14 protein-coding genes are annotated in these 15,889 nt (G+C 63.4%); 10 read left to right on the top strand and 4 right to left on the bottom strand.

Going from position 1 to position 15,889, the window contains the following annotated elements:
• Nucleotides 1–5: 5 nt before the first annotated feature.
• The 5 genes from ACKLLE_RS00070 to ACKLLE_RS00050 all read left to right on the top strand — a co-directional run bounded on the left by ACKLLE_RS00070 (nucleotide 6) and on the right by ACKLLE_RS00050 (nucleotide 6,559).
• Nucleotides 6–1,343: an MFS transporter gene (locus tag ACKLLE_RS00070; RefSeq protein WP_420056332.1), complete on the top strand. Its 1,338-nt coding sequence runs from the start codon at nucleotides 6–8 to the stop codon at nucleotides 1,341–1,343.
• A gap of 21 nt (nucleotides 1,344–1,364) precedes the next feature.
• Nucleotides 1,365–2,549, top strand: a complete 1,185-nt coding sequence (locus ACKLLE_RS00065) for an acyl-CoA dehydrogenase family protein (RefSeq protein ID WP_420056331.1) — start codon at nucleotides 1,365–1,367, stop codon at nucleotides 2,547–2,549.
• A 9-nt stretch (nucleotides 2,550–2,558) separates the two neighbouring features.
• Entirely contained in the window at nucleotides 2,559–3,872 is a 1,314-nt protein-coding gene (locus ACKLLE_RS00060) for an amidohydrolase (protein ID WP_420056330.1), read from the top strand.
• Nucleotides 3,873–4,935: 1,063 nt separating this feature from the next.
• Nucleotides 4,936–5,985 carry an NAD(P)-dependent alcohol dehydrogenase gene (locus ACKLLE_RS00055; protein ID WP_064304812.1) on the top strand — a complete coding sequence of 350 codons (1,050 nt, stop codon included), beginning with the start codon at nucleotides 4,936–4,938 and terminating at the stop codon, nucleotides 5,983–5,985.
• A gap of 181 nt (nucleotides 5,986–6,166) precedes the next feature.
• Nucleotides 6,167–6,559, top strand: coding sequence for a GFA family protein (locus ACKLLE_RS00050; RefSeq protein WP_420056329.1), 393 nt, complete (start codon nucleotides 6,167–6,169; stop codon nucleotides 6,557–6,559).
• Here ACKLLE_RS00050 and ACKLLE_RS00045 read toward each other — a convergent pair.
• Nucleotides 6,556–6,969: a MerR family transcriptional regulator gene (locus ACKLLE_RS00045; RefSeq protein ID WP_420056328.1), complete on the bottom strand. Its 414-nt coding sequence runs from the start codon at nucleotides 6,967–6,969 to the stop codon at nucleotides 6,556–6,558. The two genes, ACKLLE_RS00050 and ACKLLE_RS00045, sit on opposite strands and share 4 nt — an antisense overlap.
• Before the next feature lie 82 nt (nucleotides 6,970–7,051).
• On the opposite strand from ACKLLE_RS00045, the gene ACKLLE_RS00040 reads away from it, so the two are divergent.
• Nucleotides 7,052–8,281, top strand: a complete 1,230-nt coding sequence (locus ACKLLE_RS00040) for an NADH:flavin oxidoreductase/NADH oxidase family protein (protein ID WP_420056327.1) — start codon at nucleotides 7,052–7,054, stop codon at nucleotides 8,279–8,281.
• Here ACKLLE_RS00040 and ACKLLE_RS00035 read toward each other — a convergent pair.
• The 3 genes from ACKLLE_RS00035 to ACKLLE_RS00025 form a co-directional block, all read right to left on the bottom strand.
• Complete coding sequence (locus ACKLLE_RS00035; protein WP_420056326.1) at nucleotides 8,249–9,316, bottom strand: hypothetical protein; 1,068 nt, start codon at nucleotides 9,314–9,316, stop codon at nucleotides 8,249–8,251. The genes ACKLLE_RS00040 and ACKLLE_RS00035 overlap by 33 nt on opposite strands.
• A 147-nt stretch (nucleotides 9,317–9,463) precedes the next feature.
• Nucleotides 9,464–10,336, bottom strand: coding sequence for a hypothetical protein (locus tag ACKLLE_RS00030; RefSeq protein WP_420056325.1), 873 nt, complete (start codon nucleotides 10,334–10,336; stop codon nucleotides 9,464–9,466).
• 18 nt (nucleotides 10,337–10,354) lie between these two features.
• Nucleotides 10,355–11,485 (bottom strand): HNH endonuclease, encoded by a 1,131-nt coding sequence (locus ACKLLE_RS00025; protein WP_420056324.1) that lies wholly within the window; start codon nucleotides 11,483–11,485, stop codon nucleotides 10,355–10,357.
• A 372-nt stretch (nucleotides 11,486–11,857) separates the two neighbouring features.
• On the opposite strand from ACKLLE_RS00025, the gene ACKLLE_RS00020 reads away from it, so the two are divergent.
• From ACKLLE_RS00020 to ACKLLE_RS00005, 4 genes are read left to right on the top strand one after another with little or no spacing between them, the layout of a single operon-like run.
• Nucleotides 11,858–13,444 (top strand): FAD-dependent oxidoreductase, encoded by a 1,587-nt coding sequence (locus ACKLLE_RS00020; RefSeq protein WP_420056323.1) that lies wholly within the window; start codon nucleotides 11,858–11,860, stop codon nucleotides 13,442–13,444.
• The gene (locus ACKLLE_RS00015; protein ID WP_420056322.1) at nucleotides 13,441–13,821 is read left to right on the top strand and encodes a 4Fe-4S dicluster domain-containing protein; all 381 of its coding nucleotides are present in this window, start codon (nucleotides 13,441–13,443) and stop codon (nucleotides 13,819–13,821) included. The genes ACKLLE_RS00020 and ACKLLE_RS00015 overlap by 4 nt, the downstream gene beginning before the upstream one ends.
• On the top strand, nucleotides 13,814–14,506 hold the full coding sequence (locus ACKLLE_RS00010) for a peroxiredoxin-like family protein (RefSeq protein ID WP_420056321.1): 693 nt from the start codon (nucleotides 13,814–13,816) through the stop codon (nucleotides 14,504–14,506). The genes ACKLLE_RS00015 and ACKLLE_RS00010 overlap by 8 nt, the downstream gene beginning before the upstream one ends.
• A gap of 34 nt (nucleotides 14,507–14,540) precedes the next feature.
• Nucleotides 14,541–15,869 carry an LLM class flavin-dependent oxidoreductase gene (locus tag ACKLLE_RS00005; protein ID WP_420056320.1) on the top strand — a complete coding sequence of 443 codons (1,329 nt, stop codon included), beginning with the start codon at nucleotides 14,541–14,543 and terminating at the stop codon, nucleotides 15,867–15,869.
• The last annotated feature ends 20 nt before the right edge of the window (nucleotides 15,870–15,889 follow it).

Here is a 15,889-nt window from a genome sequence, read left to right as displayed (position 1 = left end):
CCGCGATGAACAGCCTGTCCGCAACCACCGACGCCGCGCCTGCGGCGTCGGCACCGAGCTTCGACCAGCGCCTGTACCGCAAGCTGGCCTGGCGCATCATGCCGTTCCTGTTCCTGTGCTTCGTGCTCAACTGGCTGGACCGGGTCAACATCAGCTTCGCCCACTTGCAGTTCAAGGCCGACCTGAACATCAGCGACGCCACCTTCGGCATCATCGTCGGGGTGTTTTCCATCGGCTACCTGCTGTTCGAGATCCCCAGCAACCTGCTGCTGGAGAAGTTCGGGGCGAAGAAGACCATGACCCGGATCATGATCCTCTGGGGCCTTGTCACCATCGCCACCGCCTTCGCCCAGACCCCGGCGCAGTTCTATGTGCTGCGGGTGCTGCTGGGGGCGGCCGAGGCCGGATTCTTCCCCGGGGTGATCCTGTACCTGACCTACTGGTTCCCGGCGGCCTATCGGGCGCGGATCACATCGCGCTTCATCATGGCCATCGCCGTCTGCGGCATCGTCGGCGGCCCCTTGTCCACCTGGATCATGAGCCACTTCGGCGGAGTTGGCGGGTTCAGTGGCTGGCAATGGCTGTTCGTGGTCACCGGCATCCCGCCGGTGCTGGCCGGCCTGTTCGCCTGGTATTGGCTGGACGACAAGCCGGCCAAGGCCAAATGGCTGAGCGACGTCGAGAAGCAGACCATCGAGCAGGCCCTGGCGGATGAGAAGAGCAAACGCAAGCCCGGCGGCCACCAGCGCTTCGTCGAGGCGCTGAAGGACCGCAAGGTGTGGTTCATCACCCTGGCCTATTGCCTGACCATCATGTGCACCGGCAACGTCACCAACATCTGGGCGCCGTCGATCATCCGCGATTCCGGGGTGAGCAACCTCGGCCAGCTCGGCCTGTTCTCGGCCCTGCCCTATGTGGTCGGGGTCGGCGTGATGCTCTGGGCCTGCCGCCACTCCGACCTACGCCAGGAACGCCGTTGGCATTTCGCCCTGGGCGGCCTCACCGCCGCGCTGGCCATGACCCTGCTGCCGAACCTGATCGCCGGGCCCTGGTCGGCCATCGCCCTGCTGACCCTGATGACCAGCGGTTACCTGGTGGCCACGGCGGTGTTCTGGACCATTCCCACCTACTACCTCTCCGACCGTGCCCGGGCCGCCGGCCTGGCGCTGGTCAACTGCTGCGGACAGATCAGCAGCCTGCTGACGCCGATCATGATCGGCAGCATCAAGACCAACACGGGCGATATCAGCCTGGCGCTGTACATCGTCGCGGGGCTTGTCACCTGCGGCACCCTGATCCTTTTGCTCGGCGTTCCGCGCCAGGCCTTGCGCGATGCATCCTGATCCCTTTTTCGAGACATGCCCATGACCGATTACCTGGCACTGGCCAATGAACTGGCCACCCACATCCAACCTGGCGCCGCCGAGCGCGATGCGCGGCGCATCCTGCCCCATGAGCAACTGGAGCTGATCCGTCAATCCGGCCTCGGAGCCGCCCGTGTTCCCGTCGAACTGGGCGGTGGCGATGTCAGCCAGCTCGACGTGGCACGGATCTTCATCACCCTGGCCAAGGCCGACCCGAGCGTGGCCCAGGCCTTGTTTCCGCATTTCGCCACGGTGGAACACCTGCGCCTGATCGCCGACGCAGACCAGCAGCGCCGCTACCTGGGTGCGTTCGCCGAACGCCGCCTGTCCTCGGGCGCGATTGCCGAGCGCAGCGGCAAGTTCCGCGGCGAAATCCACACGCGCCTGGAGCGCGATGGCGAACGCCTGGTGCTCAACGGCAGCAAGTTCTACAGCACCGGCTGCCTGTTCGCCGACCTGCTGAAGATCCAGGCGGTGGACGAAGCCGGAGACGCGGTGTACGTCATGCTCCCGGCCGATACCCCGGGCATCACCCTGCTCGACGACTGGGACGGCATGGGCCAGCGGGTCACCGCCAGCGGTACCACCCTGCTCAAGGATGTGCCGGTGCTGCCCGAGCAGGTCATTCCCCTGGCCAGGTGGTACCAGCGGCGCAACTACATCGGCGCCAGCGCCCAGCTGATCCACTGCGCCATCGATATCGGCATCGGCCTGGCGGCACTGGACGATGCGGTGGAGTGGTCGCGCACGGGGGCGCGGCCGGTGCGCGAAAGCGGCGTCGACCAGGCGCGCAACGACCCGTACATCCTGCATACCGTGGGCGATCTTTCCGCCGCGATCCATGGCGCCGAGGCGCTGGTGGAAAAGGCCGCGCTGACTGTCGATCTGGCCGCTCGTACCCAGTTGCAGGGCTTGCTGGAAGGTGAGGAGCTGGACGCCCTGCTCGCCCGTTCCTCCATCGCCGTGGCCGAAGCCAAGATCGCCTCGACCCGCGCCGCCCTGCATGTCTGCGAGCGGCTCTACGAAGTCGGCGGCGCCGCCACCACACAGTCGCGCTACAACTTCGACCGCCACTGGCGCAACGCCCGTACCCATACCACCCACGACGCGGTGGCGTACAAGTACAAGGCCATCGGCGACTACCTGGTGAACGGCAACTATCCGCCGATCGCCTTTACCTACTGAGGAGCCGGGATGCTGCCGTTTCGTCTTGCGGGGATCGCATTGTTACTGGTGTCAGGGGCCGTTGCCGCCGAGGATTGGGGCGACCTGGATACACGGATCGCCAAGGCCCTGCCCGGGGTGATCGAGCTCCGCCACCAGATCCATCAGCACCCTGAACTGGGCAACCGCGAAGTGCAGACCGCCGAGCGTATTGCCCGGCGTCTGCGCGAACTGGGGCTGGAGGTGCAGACCGGGGTCGCCCATACCGGTGTGGTCGGCATCCTGCGCGGCGGCAAGCCGGGGCCGGTGGTGGCGATCCGCGCCGAACTGGATGCCCTGCCGCTGACCGAGCAGACCGGCCTGCCCTATGCCTCCAGCGTGCGGGCCAAGGACGAAGGTGGCGATTTCCGCACCCGGGGCAAGGAGGTCGGGGTGATGCATGCCTGCGGGCATGACGCCCATATGGCCATGGCCCTGGGCGTGGCCGAAGTGCTGGCTGCGCGGCGCGACGAATTGTCGGGCACCTTGAAGCTGATCTTCCAGCCTGCCGAGGAAGGTCCGCCACTGGGCGAATCCGGTGGGGCGAAGCAGATGATCGAAGAAGGCGTGCTGCAAAACCCGGCGCCGGCAGTGATTTTCGGGATCCATGTCACGGCTGGCGCCTCCGGTGGTTTCACCCTGAGTCGCACTCGCACAACAGCCGCGGCGGACACCTTCGTCGCCCGGATCAAGGGCCGCCAGACCCATGCCGCCTTCCCCTGGACCGGCATCGACCCGGTGCCGGTGGCGGCGCAGACGATCCTCGCCTGGCAGACCATCCCCAGCCGCCAGTCGAACCTCAGCGTGTTGCCGGCGCCGGTGATTTCCGTGGGCCGGATCGAAGCCGGCGACCGGCATAACATCATCCCTGCCGAAGTGCGCCTGGAAGGCTCGGTCAGGACGGTCAGCGACGAGCAGCGCGAGGATGTGCTGCAGCGCATGCGCCGCACGGCGGAAAAGATCGCCGAGGCCTCGGGGGCCAGTGCCGAGGTGGACTACCTGCCCGGCAACTACCGCGCCGGCTACAACGACACGGCGCTGGTGGACCGGCTGTTGCCGGTGCTGGAAAGCGTCTCGACAGTGCCGGTCAAGGTGGATAGCGGCACCTACGGCGCAGACGATTTCGCCGAATATGCGCGGCAGATCCCCGGGATCTTCATGCGCATGGGGGTAACGCCGAAGGCACTGGCGGACAAGCCGGTATGGCCGACCCATTCGCCGGGGTTCCAGGTGGATGACGGGGCGCTGGCGGTGGGGATCCGGGCACTGGCCAGGATGACCCTGAGTTATATGCAGGAGCATTGATGGTGTGCTTGAGGGCCTCATCGCTGGCAAGCCCCACAGTGATCGCGTACACCGCCGGACCTGTGGGAGCTGGCTTGCCAGCGATGAGCATGGGTATCTACACATCTCTCAGCCTCCATGTTGAGTGCTCTTGATCTTGATCTTGATCTTGATCTTGATCTTGATTGTCCCGGCCTTCAGGAGGCTGAGTGGAGCGCTGATGTAGGGGGTGGAGGCCCATGGATGGGCCGGAAAGCGCCATAGGGCAGGAGCCCGTATGGCGCGGCCCCCGGAATCAGTGCGGAAGGAAGGGACCCGGAGCGAAGCGGAGGGCCGGATGCGGGCCGGGAGGCCTTTTGTCGGATCGCCGCACCGTTCCTTTTGGGCCTTTCCAAAAGGGAGTCGCCGTAAGGGCGAAAAGGTGACTAAATTTCACCAAAGTGAATGGATATGCTCACAAAAAGCAGGACCTAAGGGCTAAGCGGCGGTACAGAAATCGGGGGCATATCCATTACATGCAGCGCCCCCGAGTCACCCTTCCGCCCTTACGGCGGCTTACTTTTGGAAAGGCCCAAAAGTAAGCAAAAGGCCTCCGCTCCTGCATCCGGCCCTACGCTTCGCTCCGGGTTCCTTCCTTCCGCACTGCTTCCGGGGGCCGCGCCATACGGGCTCCTGCCCTATGGCGCTTTCCGGGCCATCCATGGCCCTCCACCCCCTACATCAGCGCTCCACTCAGCCTCCTGAAGTCGCGGCAGATCAAAAGCCAGATCAAAAGCAACAGCCAGAGCAAGAGCCAGAGCAAGAGCCAGAGCCAGAGCCAGAGCCAGAGCCAGAGCCAGAGCACTCCGCATGAGGCTGAGGGATGTGTAGATACCTATGCAGCGATGAGGCCCTCAAGGTCTAGACTCAACCAGCCACCCTACCCAGGAGCTGCCGTGATGACCCCGAAAAGCGCCATCTCCCACCGTGTCCGGATCGAGGCGGCGCTGAAGGATTAGGCAAGAACCCGGTCGGATCGGGTTACCGGCTGCGCCCGGCGCCCCCTGAAGATGAAACCGTCACTTACCCTACCGAGGAGTTGCGCATGCAAGTCATCGCCTATGGCGCCCATTCCGGCCACCAGCCGCTGGAGCCGCTGACCATCACCCGCCGCGACGTCGGCGCCCACGACGTGCGTATCGAAATCGCCTACTGCGGCATCTGCCACTCCGACCTGCACCAGGTGCGCTCGGAGTGGGACGGTACCCGTTACCCCTGCGTGCCCGGCCATGAGATCGTCGGCCGGGTCGCCGCCGTCGGGGGGCATGTCAGCGGCTTCAAGGTCGGCGACCTGGTGGGCGTCGGTTGCATCGTCGATAGCTGCAAGCAGTGCGCCGACTGCGACGAAGGCCTTGAGAACTACTGCGACGGCATGATCGGCACCTACAACTTCCCGACGCCGGATGCCCCGGGCTGGACCCTGGGCGGGTATTCCGAACAGATCGTCGTGCACGAGCGCTATGTCCTGCGCATCCGTCACCCCGAAGAGCAACTGGCCGCCGTCGCGCCGCTGCTCTGTGCCGGCATCACCACCTACTCGCCGCTGCGCACCTGGGGTGCCGGACCGGGCAAGAAAGTGGGTGTGGTCGGCATCGGCGGCCTGGGGCATATGGGCATCAAGCTGGCCCATGCCATGGGCGCCCATGTGGTGGCCTTCACCACCTCGGAATCCAAGCGCGAGGCGGCGCTAGAGCTGGGTGCGGATGAAGTGGTGGTGTCGCGCAACCGGGCGGAAATGGCGGCGCACAGCAAATCCTTCGACCTGATCCTCAACACCGTCGCCGCGCCCCATGACCTGGATGCCTTCCTGGTCCTGCTCAAGCGCGACGGCACCCTGACCCTGGTCGGCGCCCCGGCCACCAACCACCCGTCACCGAACGTGTTCAACCTGATCTTCAAGCGCCGCAGCATCGCCGGCTCGATGATCGGCGGGATCCCGGAAACCCAGGAAATGCTGGACTTCTGCGCCGAGCACGGGATTGTCTCGGATATCGAGCTGATTAGGGCCGAGCAGATCAACGAGAGCTACGAGCGGATGTTGAAGGGGGATGTGAAGTACCGGTTCGTGATCGATAACGGGACGCTGGCGGGCTGATCGGCGCAGGTCTTCAGGGCCAATCGCCGGCAACGCCGGCTCCCACAGGGTTTTGAGTCACTCTGGAGTCAGTGTCCGCCGCGGACTCTGTGGGAGCTGGCGTTGCCAGCGATTGGCCCGAATGAACACCACAAATCTGCCGGAGTCCCAACACCATCACTCCCCGACAAAGGTGCTGGTCATGTCCCCCATCACAGGCGGCTGCCTCTGCGGCCAGGTCCGCTTCGAAGCCCGCGGCGAGCCCTACCGCGTTGGTCTCTGCCATTGCATGGACTGCCGCAAGCACCACGGCGCCCTGCTCAACGCCTCGGCGATCTACCCCGAAACCGCCGTCAGCGTCACCGGCCAGACCGGCACCTACCAGAATCGCCATTTCTGCCCCAGGTGCGGTTCCCCGGTGTTTTCCCGCAGCGGCGATGAAGTCGAGCTGAATATCGGCTCGCTGGATGCACCCAGCCAGTTCAAGCCGACCTACGAACTCTGGGTGATACGCCGGGAAAACTGGCTCCCGGAATTTCCCGGCGTCAAGCATTTCGAACGTGACCGCACTGGCACCAGTCGCAACGAGGACTAGGCTTTTTGCTTGCTGCGCAACCGCTCCAGCACCTGCTGCGCATTCTCCGAGCAGGCCTGGCCCTGCGGCCGGCTTTCGATGCCCTCGATCGCTACCAGCAACTGTGCCTTGTTGCGCGCCAGGCGTTCCTGCAAAACCTCGATCTCCGCAACCTTGCGCCTCAGCCCGGCCAGCAGTTCCTCCTGCGGCCAGGCGCCCCCGGAAGTCGGCAGCAGGCTGCGGATCTCGTCCAGGGAAAACCCGGCGCGCTGCGCACCGGTGATGAGTTCGAGCATCCACAGCGCATCCGCCTCATAGCTGCGATAACCATTGCCCGTACGTTCCACCGTGCTCAGCAGGCCGCTGGACTCGTAGAAACGGATCCTCGACGCCGATAACCCGCTACGTTTCGCCAACTCGCCGATTTTCATTCACCACCCCGCAGCAAAGTGCTTGACCTTAAAGTTCACTTTAAACCTAAGGTGAGGCCACGACCAACCGTGGAGTCCCCTTATGAACCTGTTCACGCCCCTGACCCTGCCCAACGGCAGCGTGCTCCCCAATCGCCTGGCCAAGGCCGCCATGGAAGAAAACATGGCCGATGCCGACCATGCCCCTTCTGCCGGGCTGCTGCGCCTGTACCGGACCTGGGCCGAAGGTGGTGCCGGGCTGCTGATCAGCGGCAACGTGATGATCGATCGCCGCGCCATGACCGGCCCCGGTGGCGTGGTGCTGGAGGACGACCGTCAACTCGAACGCTTTCGCCACTGGGCCCGTGCCGGACAGGCTGGCGGCGCGCAGTTCTGGCTGCAGCTCAACCATCCCGGGCGACAGATGCCAGCCAATCTCGGCCAACCGGCCTGGGCACCCTCGGCCGTGCCCTTGGCGCTGGGCACTATGTCGCGGCATTTCGCCCCGCCCCGGGCCATGGACCAAGCAATGATCGCCGAGGTGATCCAGCGCTTCGCCAACACTGCCCGCCTCGCCGAGCAGGCCGGTTTCAACGGCGTGCAGATCCATGCGGCGCACGGTTACCTGCTCAGCCAGTTCCTTTCGCCCCTGAGCAACCAGCGCACGGATCAATGGGGCGGTTCGCTGGAGAACCGCGCACGCCTGCTGATCGAAGTGGTGAACGTCGTGCGCACCGTGGTCGCGAAGGATTTCACCGTGGCAGTCAAGCTCAACTCCGCGGACTTCCAGCGCGGCGGCTTCAGCGCCGAGGACGCCCGCGAGGTGGTGATGCGCCTGAACGAACTGCCCGTGGACCTGGTGGAATTGTCGGGCGGCAGCTATGAAGCACCGGCGATGCAGGGCGTAGCCCGGGATGGCCGGACCCTGGCCCGGGAAGCCTATTTCATCGACTTCGCCCGGGATCTGCAGGGTGTGGCGAAAATGCCGCTGATGGTGACCGGCGGCATCCGGCGTCGCCCGGTGGCCGAACAGGTGATCGCCTCCGGCGTGGCCATGGCCGGGATCGGTACGGCCCTGGCCATCGAACCCGACCTGCCGCGCCAATGGCAGCAAGGGCGGGACAACGTCCCGGCACTGCGCCCTGTTACCTGGAAGAACAAGGTATTGGCCTCGCAGGCAAACATGGCGGCGGTGAAGTTCCAATTACGCCAGCTCAGTCGGGGTAAACACACGCGGCCGCACGTAGCCCCACCATGGGCGTTGCTTGTCCAGCAACTCAGTAACGCGTGGCAGGCCCGGCTATACCGACGCTGGATCATCAGTCGCCGCTGAGGCCCTGGGCTGCATTGCCCCTGCCGGACCAACGATGAAACCACCATGCCAGCCGGCGAACTTCGGATGAATGTGGGGAAGCCCGCGACTCATGGAAATGAATAGGAACAACGGTACAGGGGTTGGGTCAAGCGGTGTTACCGCTTCTCCAAGGGCTTCCCGGATTCCAGCCATGCCTTCAAGCGTGCTTGCCATCAGTCCCGGGGCAGGAACCTGCCTGATCCGATACCAAGCGACCGGGCTCGCCAAGAGGATGTAGAACAGGCTCAACAGCAAGCGCAAAAACCAGCGCAGGGGGTTGAAAAGAACATTGATTCGCCCTGTCTCTCCACGCTTGGCCGGGCGCAACAGGCGCGAGACCCATGACAGGTAGCCGGCCGGCCACAATGAGATATCCGACATCCGCCGGAATATACGCCGAACTCCGATGACGTATGCGTCAGCGGACGGAGGACGAGTAACACATAGCCAGCTCTTGACCATGATTCGCTGGCCCACACCCATGGCCCGAAGCTTGCTAATCAACGGGATTAGCTTGTCGCCCTCTTCGACGATGTTTGGCTTCTTGTCGTTGATATGGATAGCAATGGTCGCCTTACGGTCGAAGCTGAGCGACTGACCGTTGCCGACGGGTAGGAGTAAGCCCTTCGGCCCCAGAACCAGATACAACAAAAGACCGGTACCTGCGGACCAGCACAGAAGATCGATTGGAAGATAGTGTTGGGCAGGAATAGCGTGCAGCGATTCATACTCAAATAAACCAACCAGCAGCAACTGCAGCAGCAATTGTATGAATATCAGCCACGACGGCACCACGCTCATCAGCAAAACAATGCGGGCAAGCCGAACGTTGAACACACGCAACATAAAGACATGCCACGTGGAGTCCAGCCACGCCATCAGATCCCTGTCTTTTCTTTTCGACCAGAGCAGCCAACCTACATAACAGGAGAAAATCAGCCCGATCGGCATGATCATCAAAGAGGCGAGAAATTCATGGCTGACCAATATATCAAGCGACTCAACAACAAACATTCATCCCCCTCGACGGCAAAGCAACAGGCTGTCATCCTGCACGCATGCTCGGCATGCGTCTTTATATGTCGACCTCTTCAACTGCCCAAGCAGGGTACCTGCACTGTCACGAAGCGACCTGAGAAAACACCTTGAAAATGCAATTTTTCAAGAAAAATCATCCTGATACTCGCCCTGTACTTCCAGCAGGATATCCAAATAAGGACTATCAGGCAGCAGCCTGATTTCCTGGGCAATATCGTAACGCTTTACAATCGCGTACAAATACCCCAAGGCATCGTCTGATCTCGCAGAATAAGCACCGTAGATGGATATCAAGAGAGCCGCCTCATCACTCAAATGCGCCTTGATGATATCCGCATAAAATCGTTCACCCCGAGTAGGATAAGATGCCTCTTCAATATTTCCTACGAAATGCGGCCCAATTTCACCCTCAGGCGCATTATGAAAATTGAACTTCAATACCTCGCGAACTACGTTCAAGTAGGTTATGACCTGCCTGAAGCGGAAATAAGCAGAATCACCGCCATCCGCGATATTTCCTTTTATTTCCAGCAAACTATTCAGCGTACCACGAATCAAGCTTAAACCATCGCCCCGTGGGACACTGATTTCATTTAGTAACCGGTTGTGCTGATCGAGCAACGAGAACAACGTACCCTCAAATTGCTGCTTTATCTGAGTTCTCGATTGCTCATCCAGAACCGCCTGGGTCTTTTCCTGCGCGTCAGCAGTTCGCGCCAGCTCCTCTCGAGTCAACTCTAACTCGTTGCTTTGGAGCACAATCGTCAACAGCAGGGCAATTAGTCCTAAAAAGCTGAGAATCGGGTTGAGCGTGCCGCCGACAAAGTCACCAAATGTGCCCCACTCCGCTTTCTTTGCGCTTAAAAGCATCTCCATAGATCCAAACTTAAAAAAATACAGACCAAAAACCAAAAACAACAGTACAGCAGCGAATAGCACTATGGAGGTGAGCAGCTTCACTATACGCTGTCCATCAAGAGCAGCTATCTTAAGCATCCCTATTCCTTTCGAATATTAAGCGTTAGAGCCACCTAGCCGCAGGGAATCACCGCTGAAAATGTATTCGCGGTGGTACGCTAGATAGCTAGGCATTCCATACGGTACGAAACGTAAAGGTTGCGGTAAATTCAATGCCTCTTGATGACCAGCGCTCAACCAGTGCGACACCAGCATCCGCCCTTGCTCATCGAACGAGATCAACCCGCGATAGAACAGCACATCCAGATTCGCTGACAACAACAACCCATTGTTCGGATCCAGCCGCTCCGCCGCCGTCGCCACCGCCCAGGGCTTGATATGCGAGGCACGCAACACCTCGGCGCAGGCCAGCCCGGTCACCGCACAGGCTCCGCCCCAGGTTTCCAGCAGGTCCTGGCGGAACTTGCCGCGCCCGCGGCGGGCTTGAAGGTGGGTCAGTAGCTCGGTCACCGGCTCGCGGCCTTCCAGCAGCGCATCCCGGTCCGAGGCCGCCACCGGTTCGCTCGGCGCGCAGTGGATGGCGTCGATCAAGCGCGCCCAGCGCTCGCCCCGCTGCGACGCGGGAATGGCATCCATGATCCGCCCCACCAGGGCCAGGTCCAGCTCGCTGGTGCCTGCGGACGCCAGCTTCTCCGCGCCATTGATCGCCCGCAGATCAAGGGTGACGGGCTCGTCGAACCACCAGAAGTACTCTTCCGGGCAGATCCAGGCGGGAATACGCTGAAGGTTCTGTTTCCAGTTGCGCAGGAAGTGGTGGCGGTCATCCTCGTGGATACGCCGGACCTTGGTCACGGCCCAGGCTTCTTCCCACAGTTCCTGCAGGGCGAGCTTGTCGACGATCTGCTGGCGCTGCCCCAGCAGGCGTTCGTCGAACAGGCCGACGGCGTTACCGGCGACGCCTACCAGTTGCAGGATGCCGTTGTGCGCGGCGGTCATGAACACGAAGGTCTGGCCGGCGTTTTCCACCAGCGGCGCCGCACCGGCGCCCTCGGTATGGAAGACCCGGTAACGCTGGTTGCCCTGGCGCAGGAGCAGGCGTGGCGAGTTGTTCCATTCTTCGTGGCCGTAGCCGTTTTCCCGGGCGAAGCCACTGGTGGCGAAGCCGCCGGACGGCGCGATGTAGTTGTTGGTGTTCCAGAACACCGGCTTTTGCAGGAATAACGCCATGGGACTCGGGATCCTTAGTACAACTCGCTTGCGCAGAGCACTGGATATTATTTGTGGGCAAATGATAGCAAAAAGACACTATCCTTTCGAGAGAGCGCTGCGGACCTTGTGGGAGCGGGTTCACCCGCGATTACGGCGGTGAATTCAATATGGTAATCGCGGGTGAACCCGCTCCCACAAGGTCCGCGGCGCTCAATAAAAATACTTATTCCTGATTTTGAAAAGCCAATAAATACATAACTCGCATAATTAGCTTAGAACCAAAAAGCCTTTCCCTCCCACCTGCTCGCGCGCCTATCGTTCTATCCCAAGACCCGACCCCATTCCCGGCGGAGGCCGTCCCCAACGACCTCAGCCGGAGTGAATGCGCCAATGATCCCCCTGTTTCGCAACGCCCCCGCCCCGCTCCAGCTCGCTGCCGATGTGCTGGTGATCGGCGGTGGCCTCGCTGGCACCTGGGCCGCCGTCGCCGCCGCCCGCGAAGGCGCCAAGGTGGTGCTCGCCGAAAAAGGCTGGTGCGGCACCAGCGGCGTGACCGCCAGCGCCGGGCCCGGCCATTGGTGGGTGCCGCCCGACCAGCGCCAGGCCGCGATCGGCAAGCGCGTCGAGAGTGCCGCAGGCTTGGGCGACGCGCGCTGGATGGCGCGCATCCTCGACACCACCTGGCAGTCCTTGCCGCAACTGGACCGCCTCTACCATTTCCCCAGCGATGAGCAGGGACGCAAGCAGTACCGTGCACTGCGCGGCCCTGAATATATGCGCGCCATGCGCCAGCTTGCGCTGGAGCACGGCGTCACCCTGCTGGACCAGAGCCCGGCCCTGGAACTGCTGCGCAGCGAATCCGGCGAGCTGGCCGGCGCCCGCGGCTGGCAGCGCCAGCTCAACCGCGAGTGGCAGGTAACGGCCCCGGCCACGGTGCTGGCCACCGGCGGCTGCGGCTTCCTGTCACGCCTGCTCGGCAGCCATACCAATACCGGCGACGGCTACCTGATGGGCGTGGAAGCCGGCGCCGAGCTGTCGGGCATGGAGTTCTCCGCCTACTACTGCATCGCCCCGGCCGGCAGCACCATGACCCGCTCGATGGTCTACACCTTCGGCCGCTATTTCGATGCCGCCGGACGCGAGCTGGATATTCCCCAGGGCCCTGAATTCAACAACGCCCTTGCCCGCCATCTGCTGCGCGGGCCGGTGTACTGCCGCCTGGACCGGATTCCCGCCGACATCCGCGCACGCCTGCCCTATGTGCAGCCGAACCTGATGCTGCCGTTCGATCGCCTGGGAATCGACCCCTACCGCGACAAGTTCGCCGTGACCTTGCACGGCGAAGGCACCATTCGCGGTGTCGGCGGCCTGCGGGTGACCGACGACCACTGCCAGACCACCGTGCCCGGCCTGTTCACCGCCGGTGATGCCGCCAGCCGCGAAACGGTGACCGGCGCGATCTCGGGCGGCGGCGCGGTGAATTCCTCGTGGGCGCTGTCCAGCGGGCAATGGGCGGGAAGCGGTGCTGCGCAATACGCAAAAGCCAATCGTACGGTGGTACGTACCGTGGCACGGTACGCTGAAACCTCGATTCCCGCTGCCGACGCCGATTACCGCGAGACTATCCAGGCCGTGCAGAACGAATTGCATCCGTACGACAAGAACCTGTTCCGCACCGGCGCCCAATTGCAGCGCTCGTTGCTGACGCTGGACAGCCACTGGGACCGCCTGCGCGGCAACGCTCCCCACAGCGACCCGGACAGCCTGTTGCGCCGGCGGGAAACCCAGGCCCTGCTGGCCAGTGCCCGCTGGTGCTACTCCAGCGCCCTCGCCCGCAACGAAAGCCGCGGCATCCACCAGCGCACCGACGCACCGCAACGACACGACCGCTTCGACGTGCACCTGCGCAGCGGCGGACTGGACAGCCCTTGGGTCCGTCACGACCCGGTCACGCGCGCCGTGGAGACCCCGGCATGATCGAACTGATCTTCAGCGACCGCTGCAGCGGCTGCAGCCAATGCATCAGCGTATGCCCCACCAATGTCCTCGCCCTCGGCAGCGACGGCAAACCGCGCATCGCCAACCAGGGCGCCTGCCAGACCTGCTTCATGTGCGAGCTGTACTGCGCCAGCGATGCGCTCTACGTACACCCCGATTGCGAACATCCGGTCAGCCTCGACCCCGCGCAGGTCCTGGCCAGCAACCTGCCTGGCCAATATCGCCGCGATTCCGGCTGGGACGAGTTCGCCAACGACCCGCGCTACGACAACCAGCACTGGCGCATGGAGCATATCTTCGCGCTCGCCCGGGCGCTGGCCACCCCTTCCCCCGACACAGGACCACGCCATGAGTGAATCCCTCAATCACCTGCTTGCCGAACTGCATGCCGAACGCGTGCGCACCTGGGCCCCGGAAGCCCTCAAGGTCAACATCGACCAGCGCCAGCGCCTGGTGGACGAAGCCGATCCGCAGCGCTTCATCAAGGCCGGCGACCTCGTCGAGCCCTTCGAACTGCTCAAGGTCGAAGGTGGCTCCGTGACCCTCGACCAGTTGCTGGAGAACGGACCTGCCGTGCTGGTGTTCTTCCGCTTCGCTGGTTGTCCGGCATGCAATATCGCCATTCCCTACTACGAGCGAAACCTGCAACCGGCCCTGCAGCGTCGTGGCGTGCCGCTGGTCGCGATCAGCCCGCAGGTGCCGGAGCGCCTGGTGGACATCCGCGACAAGCACCGCTTGACCCTGCAGGTCGCCAGCGACCCGGACAACCGGCTCGGCCGCCGCTTCGGCGTGCTCTACAGCTTCGACGAAGCATCGCGCCAGGCCGCCTTGGCCAAGGGCAGCAGCATCGGCGCCGTGACCGGCACTGGCACCTGGGAATTGCCGCAGCCCACGGTGGTGGTGATCGGCCGCGATAGCCGGGTGCAGTTCGCGGAGGTCAGCCCCGACTGGCTGGTGCGCAGCGAAGCCCAGCCGATCATCGACGCGGTGGATGCCGCCCTCGATGCCGATGGCCTGGTAGTCCGCCACGCCTGGGCCTGAGCCCTTCTTCTTCACCAACTACAGGAGTTGCAGCATGAGCACACGGCAATTGCACCTTGGCGCGATCCTCACCGGTGTCGGCACCGATCAGCAGGAATGGCTGGACCCGAGCATTCCCGGCAACGCGAGCATCGATATCGACTGGTACAAGCAGCAGGCCCGGGCGGCCGAAGCGGCGAAGTTCGACTTCGTCTTCATCGTCGACAGCCCCTACATCACCCCGGACTCGGCGCCGCACTTTCTCAATCGGCTGGAGCCGCTGACCTTGCTCTCCGCGCTGGCCGGCGCCACGGACCGGATCGGCCTGGTAGCGACCCTGACCACCTCGTACACGGAGCCCTTCAATGTCGCCCGCCAGTTCGCCTCGCTGGACCACATCAGTCATGGCCGTGCCGGCTGGAACGTGGTGACCACCGGACTGGAAGGCGCCGCCGGCAATTTCGGCCGCGAGCAGCATATCGACCACGGCGAGCGCTATCGCCGCGCCCATGAGCACGTGGCGGTGGTCCAGGGGCTGTGGGACTCCTACGAGGACGATGCCTTCCCGCGGGATCGGGCCAGCAGGCGCTTCCTCGATCCGTCCAAGCAGCATCGACTGGACCATCGCGGCGAGTTCTTCTCGGTCGCCGGGCCGCTGAACATCTCGCGCTCGGCCCAGGGCCAGCCGGTGATTTTCCAGGCCGGGGTGTCGGAGTCCGGTCGAGGGCTGGCCGCGCACATTGCCGAAGGGATCTTCGCCGGGGTCGACAACTTCGACGATGCCCGCGAGTACTACGCCGACATCAAGCGCCGGGCGGCGCAGGCCGGGCGCGATCCGGCGCAGGTACTGGTGTTCCCGGGGATCACGCCGATCATTGCCGATACCGATGAAGAGGCACAGGCGATCCTCAAGGCCAGGCATGGCGAGCTGGACCTGAACAAGGCGCTGGTGCAACTGGGGCGGCCGTTCAATTACCACGACTTCAGCCAGTACCCGCTGGATGAGCCGTTCCCGGAGTTGGGTGACCTGGGCAGCAATGGTTATCGCGGACATGCCGAGAAGATCAAGCGGGTGGCCCGCGAACAGGGCCTGACCCTGCGCGAGACAGCGCTCAGGTTCGCTCGGCCCTTTACCGGCTTCGCCGGATCGGCGCGAACGGTGGCCGACGAGATCGAACGCTGGTTCAAGGAAGGCGCGGTGGACGGATTCAACGTGCACGTCGGCGCGCCGGCGGCGTTTGCGCGCTTTACCGACGAAGTGCTACCGATCCTGCGCGAGCGCGGGTTGTTCAGGGAGGAATATAAGGGGCGGACCTTGAGGGACCACCTGGGGCTGGTGGTGCCGGTGAATCGGCACAGTACCAAGGATGCCGAAGTCGCCTGATCGAAGACCGCCGCAGTCCC

It is taken from the genome of Pseudomonas bharatica, assembly GCF_048586865.1.
GTDB classification, from domain to species: domain Bacteria; phylum Pseudomonadota; class Gammaproteobacteria; order Pseudomonadales; family Pseudomonadaceae; genus Aquipseudomonas; species Aquipseudomonas bharatica.
Note: the sequence above shows the minus strand (reverse complement) of the source record. Positions and strands in the feature narration are given on the sequence as shown.

What these genes read in the sequence shown, in the direction of transcription:
- ACKLLE_RS00070 (WP_420056332.1), top strand. Translation starts at nt 6, where the DNA reads ATGAACAGCCTGTCCGCAACCACCGACGCCGCGCCTGCGGCGTCGGCA.
- ACKLLE_RS00065 (WP_420056331.1), top strand. Translation starts at nt 1,365, where the DNA reads ATGACCGATTACCTGGCACTGGCCAATGAACTGGCCACCCACATCCAA.
- ACKLLE_RS00060 (WP_420056330.1), top strand. Translation starts at nt 2,559, where the DNA reads ATGCTGCCGTTTCGTCTTGCGGGGATCGCATTGTTACTGGTGTCAGGG.
- ACKLLE_RS00055 (WP_064304812.1), top strand. Translation starts at nt 4,936, where the DNA reads ATGCAAGTCATCGCCTATGGCGCCCATTCCGGCCACCAGCCGCTGGAG.
- ACKLLE_RS00050 (WP_420056329.1), top strand. Translation starts at nt 6,167, where the DNA reads ATGTCCCCCATCACAGGCGGCTGCCTCTGCGGCCAGGTCCGCTTCGAA.
- ACKLLE_RS00045 (WP_420056328.1), bottom strand. Translation starts at nt 6,969, where the DNA reads ATGAAAATCGGCGAGTTGGCGAAACGTAGCGGGTTATCGGCGTCGAGG.
- ACKLLE_RS00040 (WP_420056327.1), top strand. Translation starts at nt 7,052, where the DNA reads ATGAACCTGTTCACGCCCCTGACCCTGCCCAACGGCAGCGTGCTCCCC.
- ACKLLE_RS00035 (WP_420056326.1), bottom strand. Translation starts at nt 9,316, where the DNA reads ATGTTTGTTGTTGAGTCGCTTGATATATTGGTCAGCCATGAATTTCTC.
- ACKLLE_RS00030 (WP_420056325.1), bottom strand. Translation starts at nt 10,336, where the DNA reads ATGCTTAAGATAGCTGCTCTTGATGGACAGCGTATAGTGAAGCTGCTC.
- ACKLLE_RS00025 (WP_420056324.1), bottom strand. Translation starts at nt 11,485, where the DNA reads ATGGCGTTATTCCTGCAAAAGCCGGTGTTCTGGAACACCAACAACTAC.
- ACKLLE_RS00020 (WP_420056323.1), top strand. Translation starts at nt 11,858, where the DNA reads ATGATCCCCCTGTTTCGCAACGCCCCCGCCCCGCTCCAGCTCGCTGCC.
- ACKLLE_RS00015 (WP_420056322.1), top strand. Translation starts at nt 13,441, where the DNA reads ATGATCGAACTGATCTTCAGCGACCGCTGCAGCGGCTGCAGCCAATGC.
- ACKLLE_RS00010 (WP_420056321.1), top strand. Translation starts at nt 13,814, where the DNA reads ATGAGTGAATCCCTCAATCACCTGCTTGCCGAACTGCATGCCGAACGC.
- ACKLLE_RS00005 (WP_420056320.1), top strand. Translation starts at nt 14,541, where the DNA reads ATGAGCACACGGCAATTGCACCTTGGCGCGATCCTCACCGGTGTCGGC.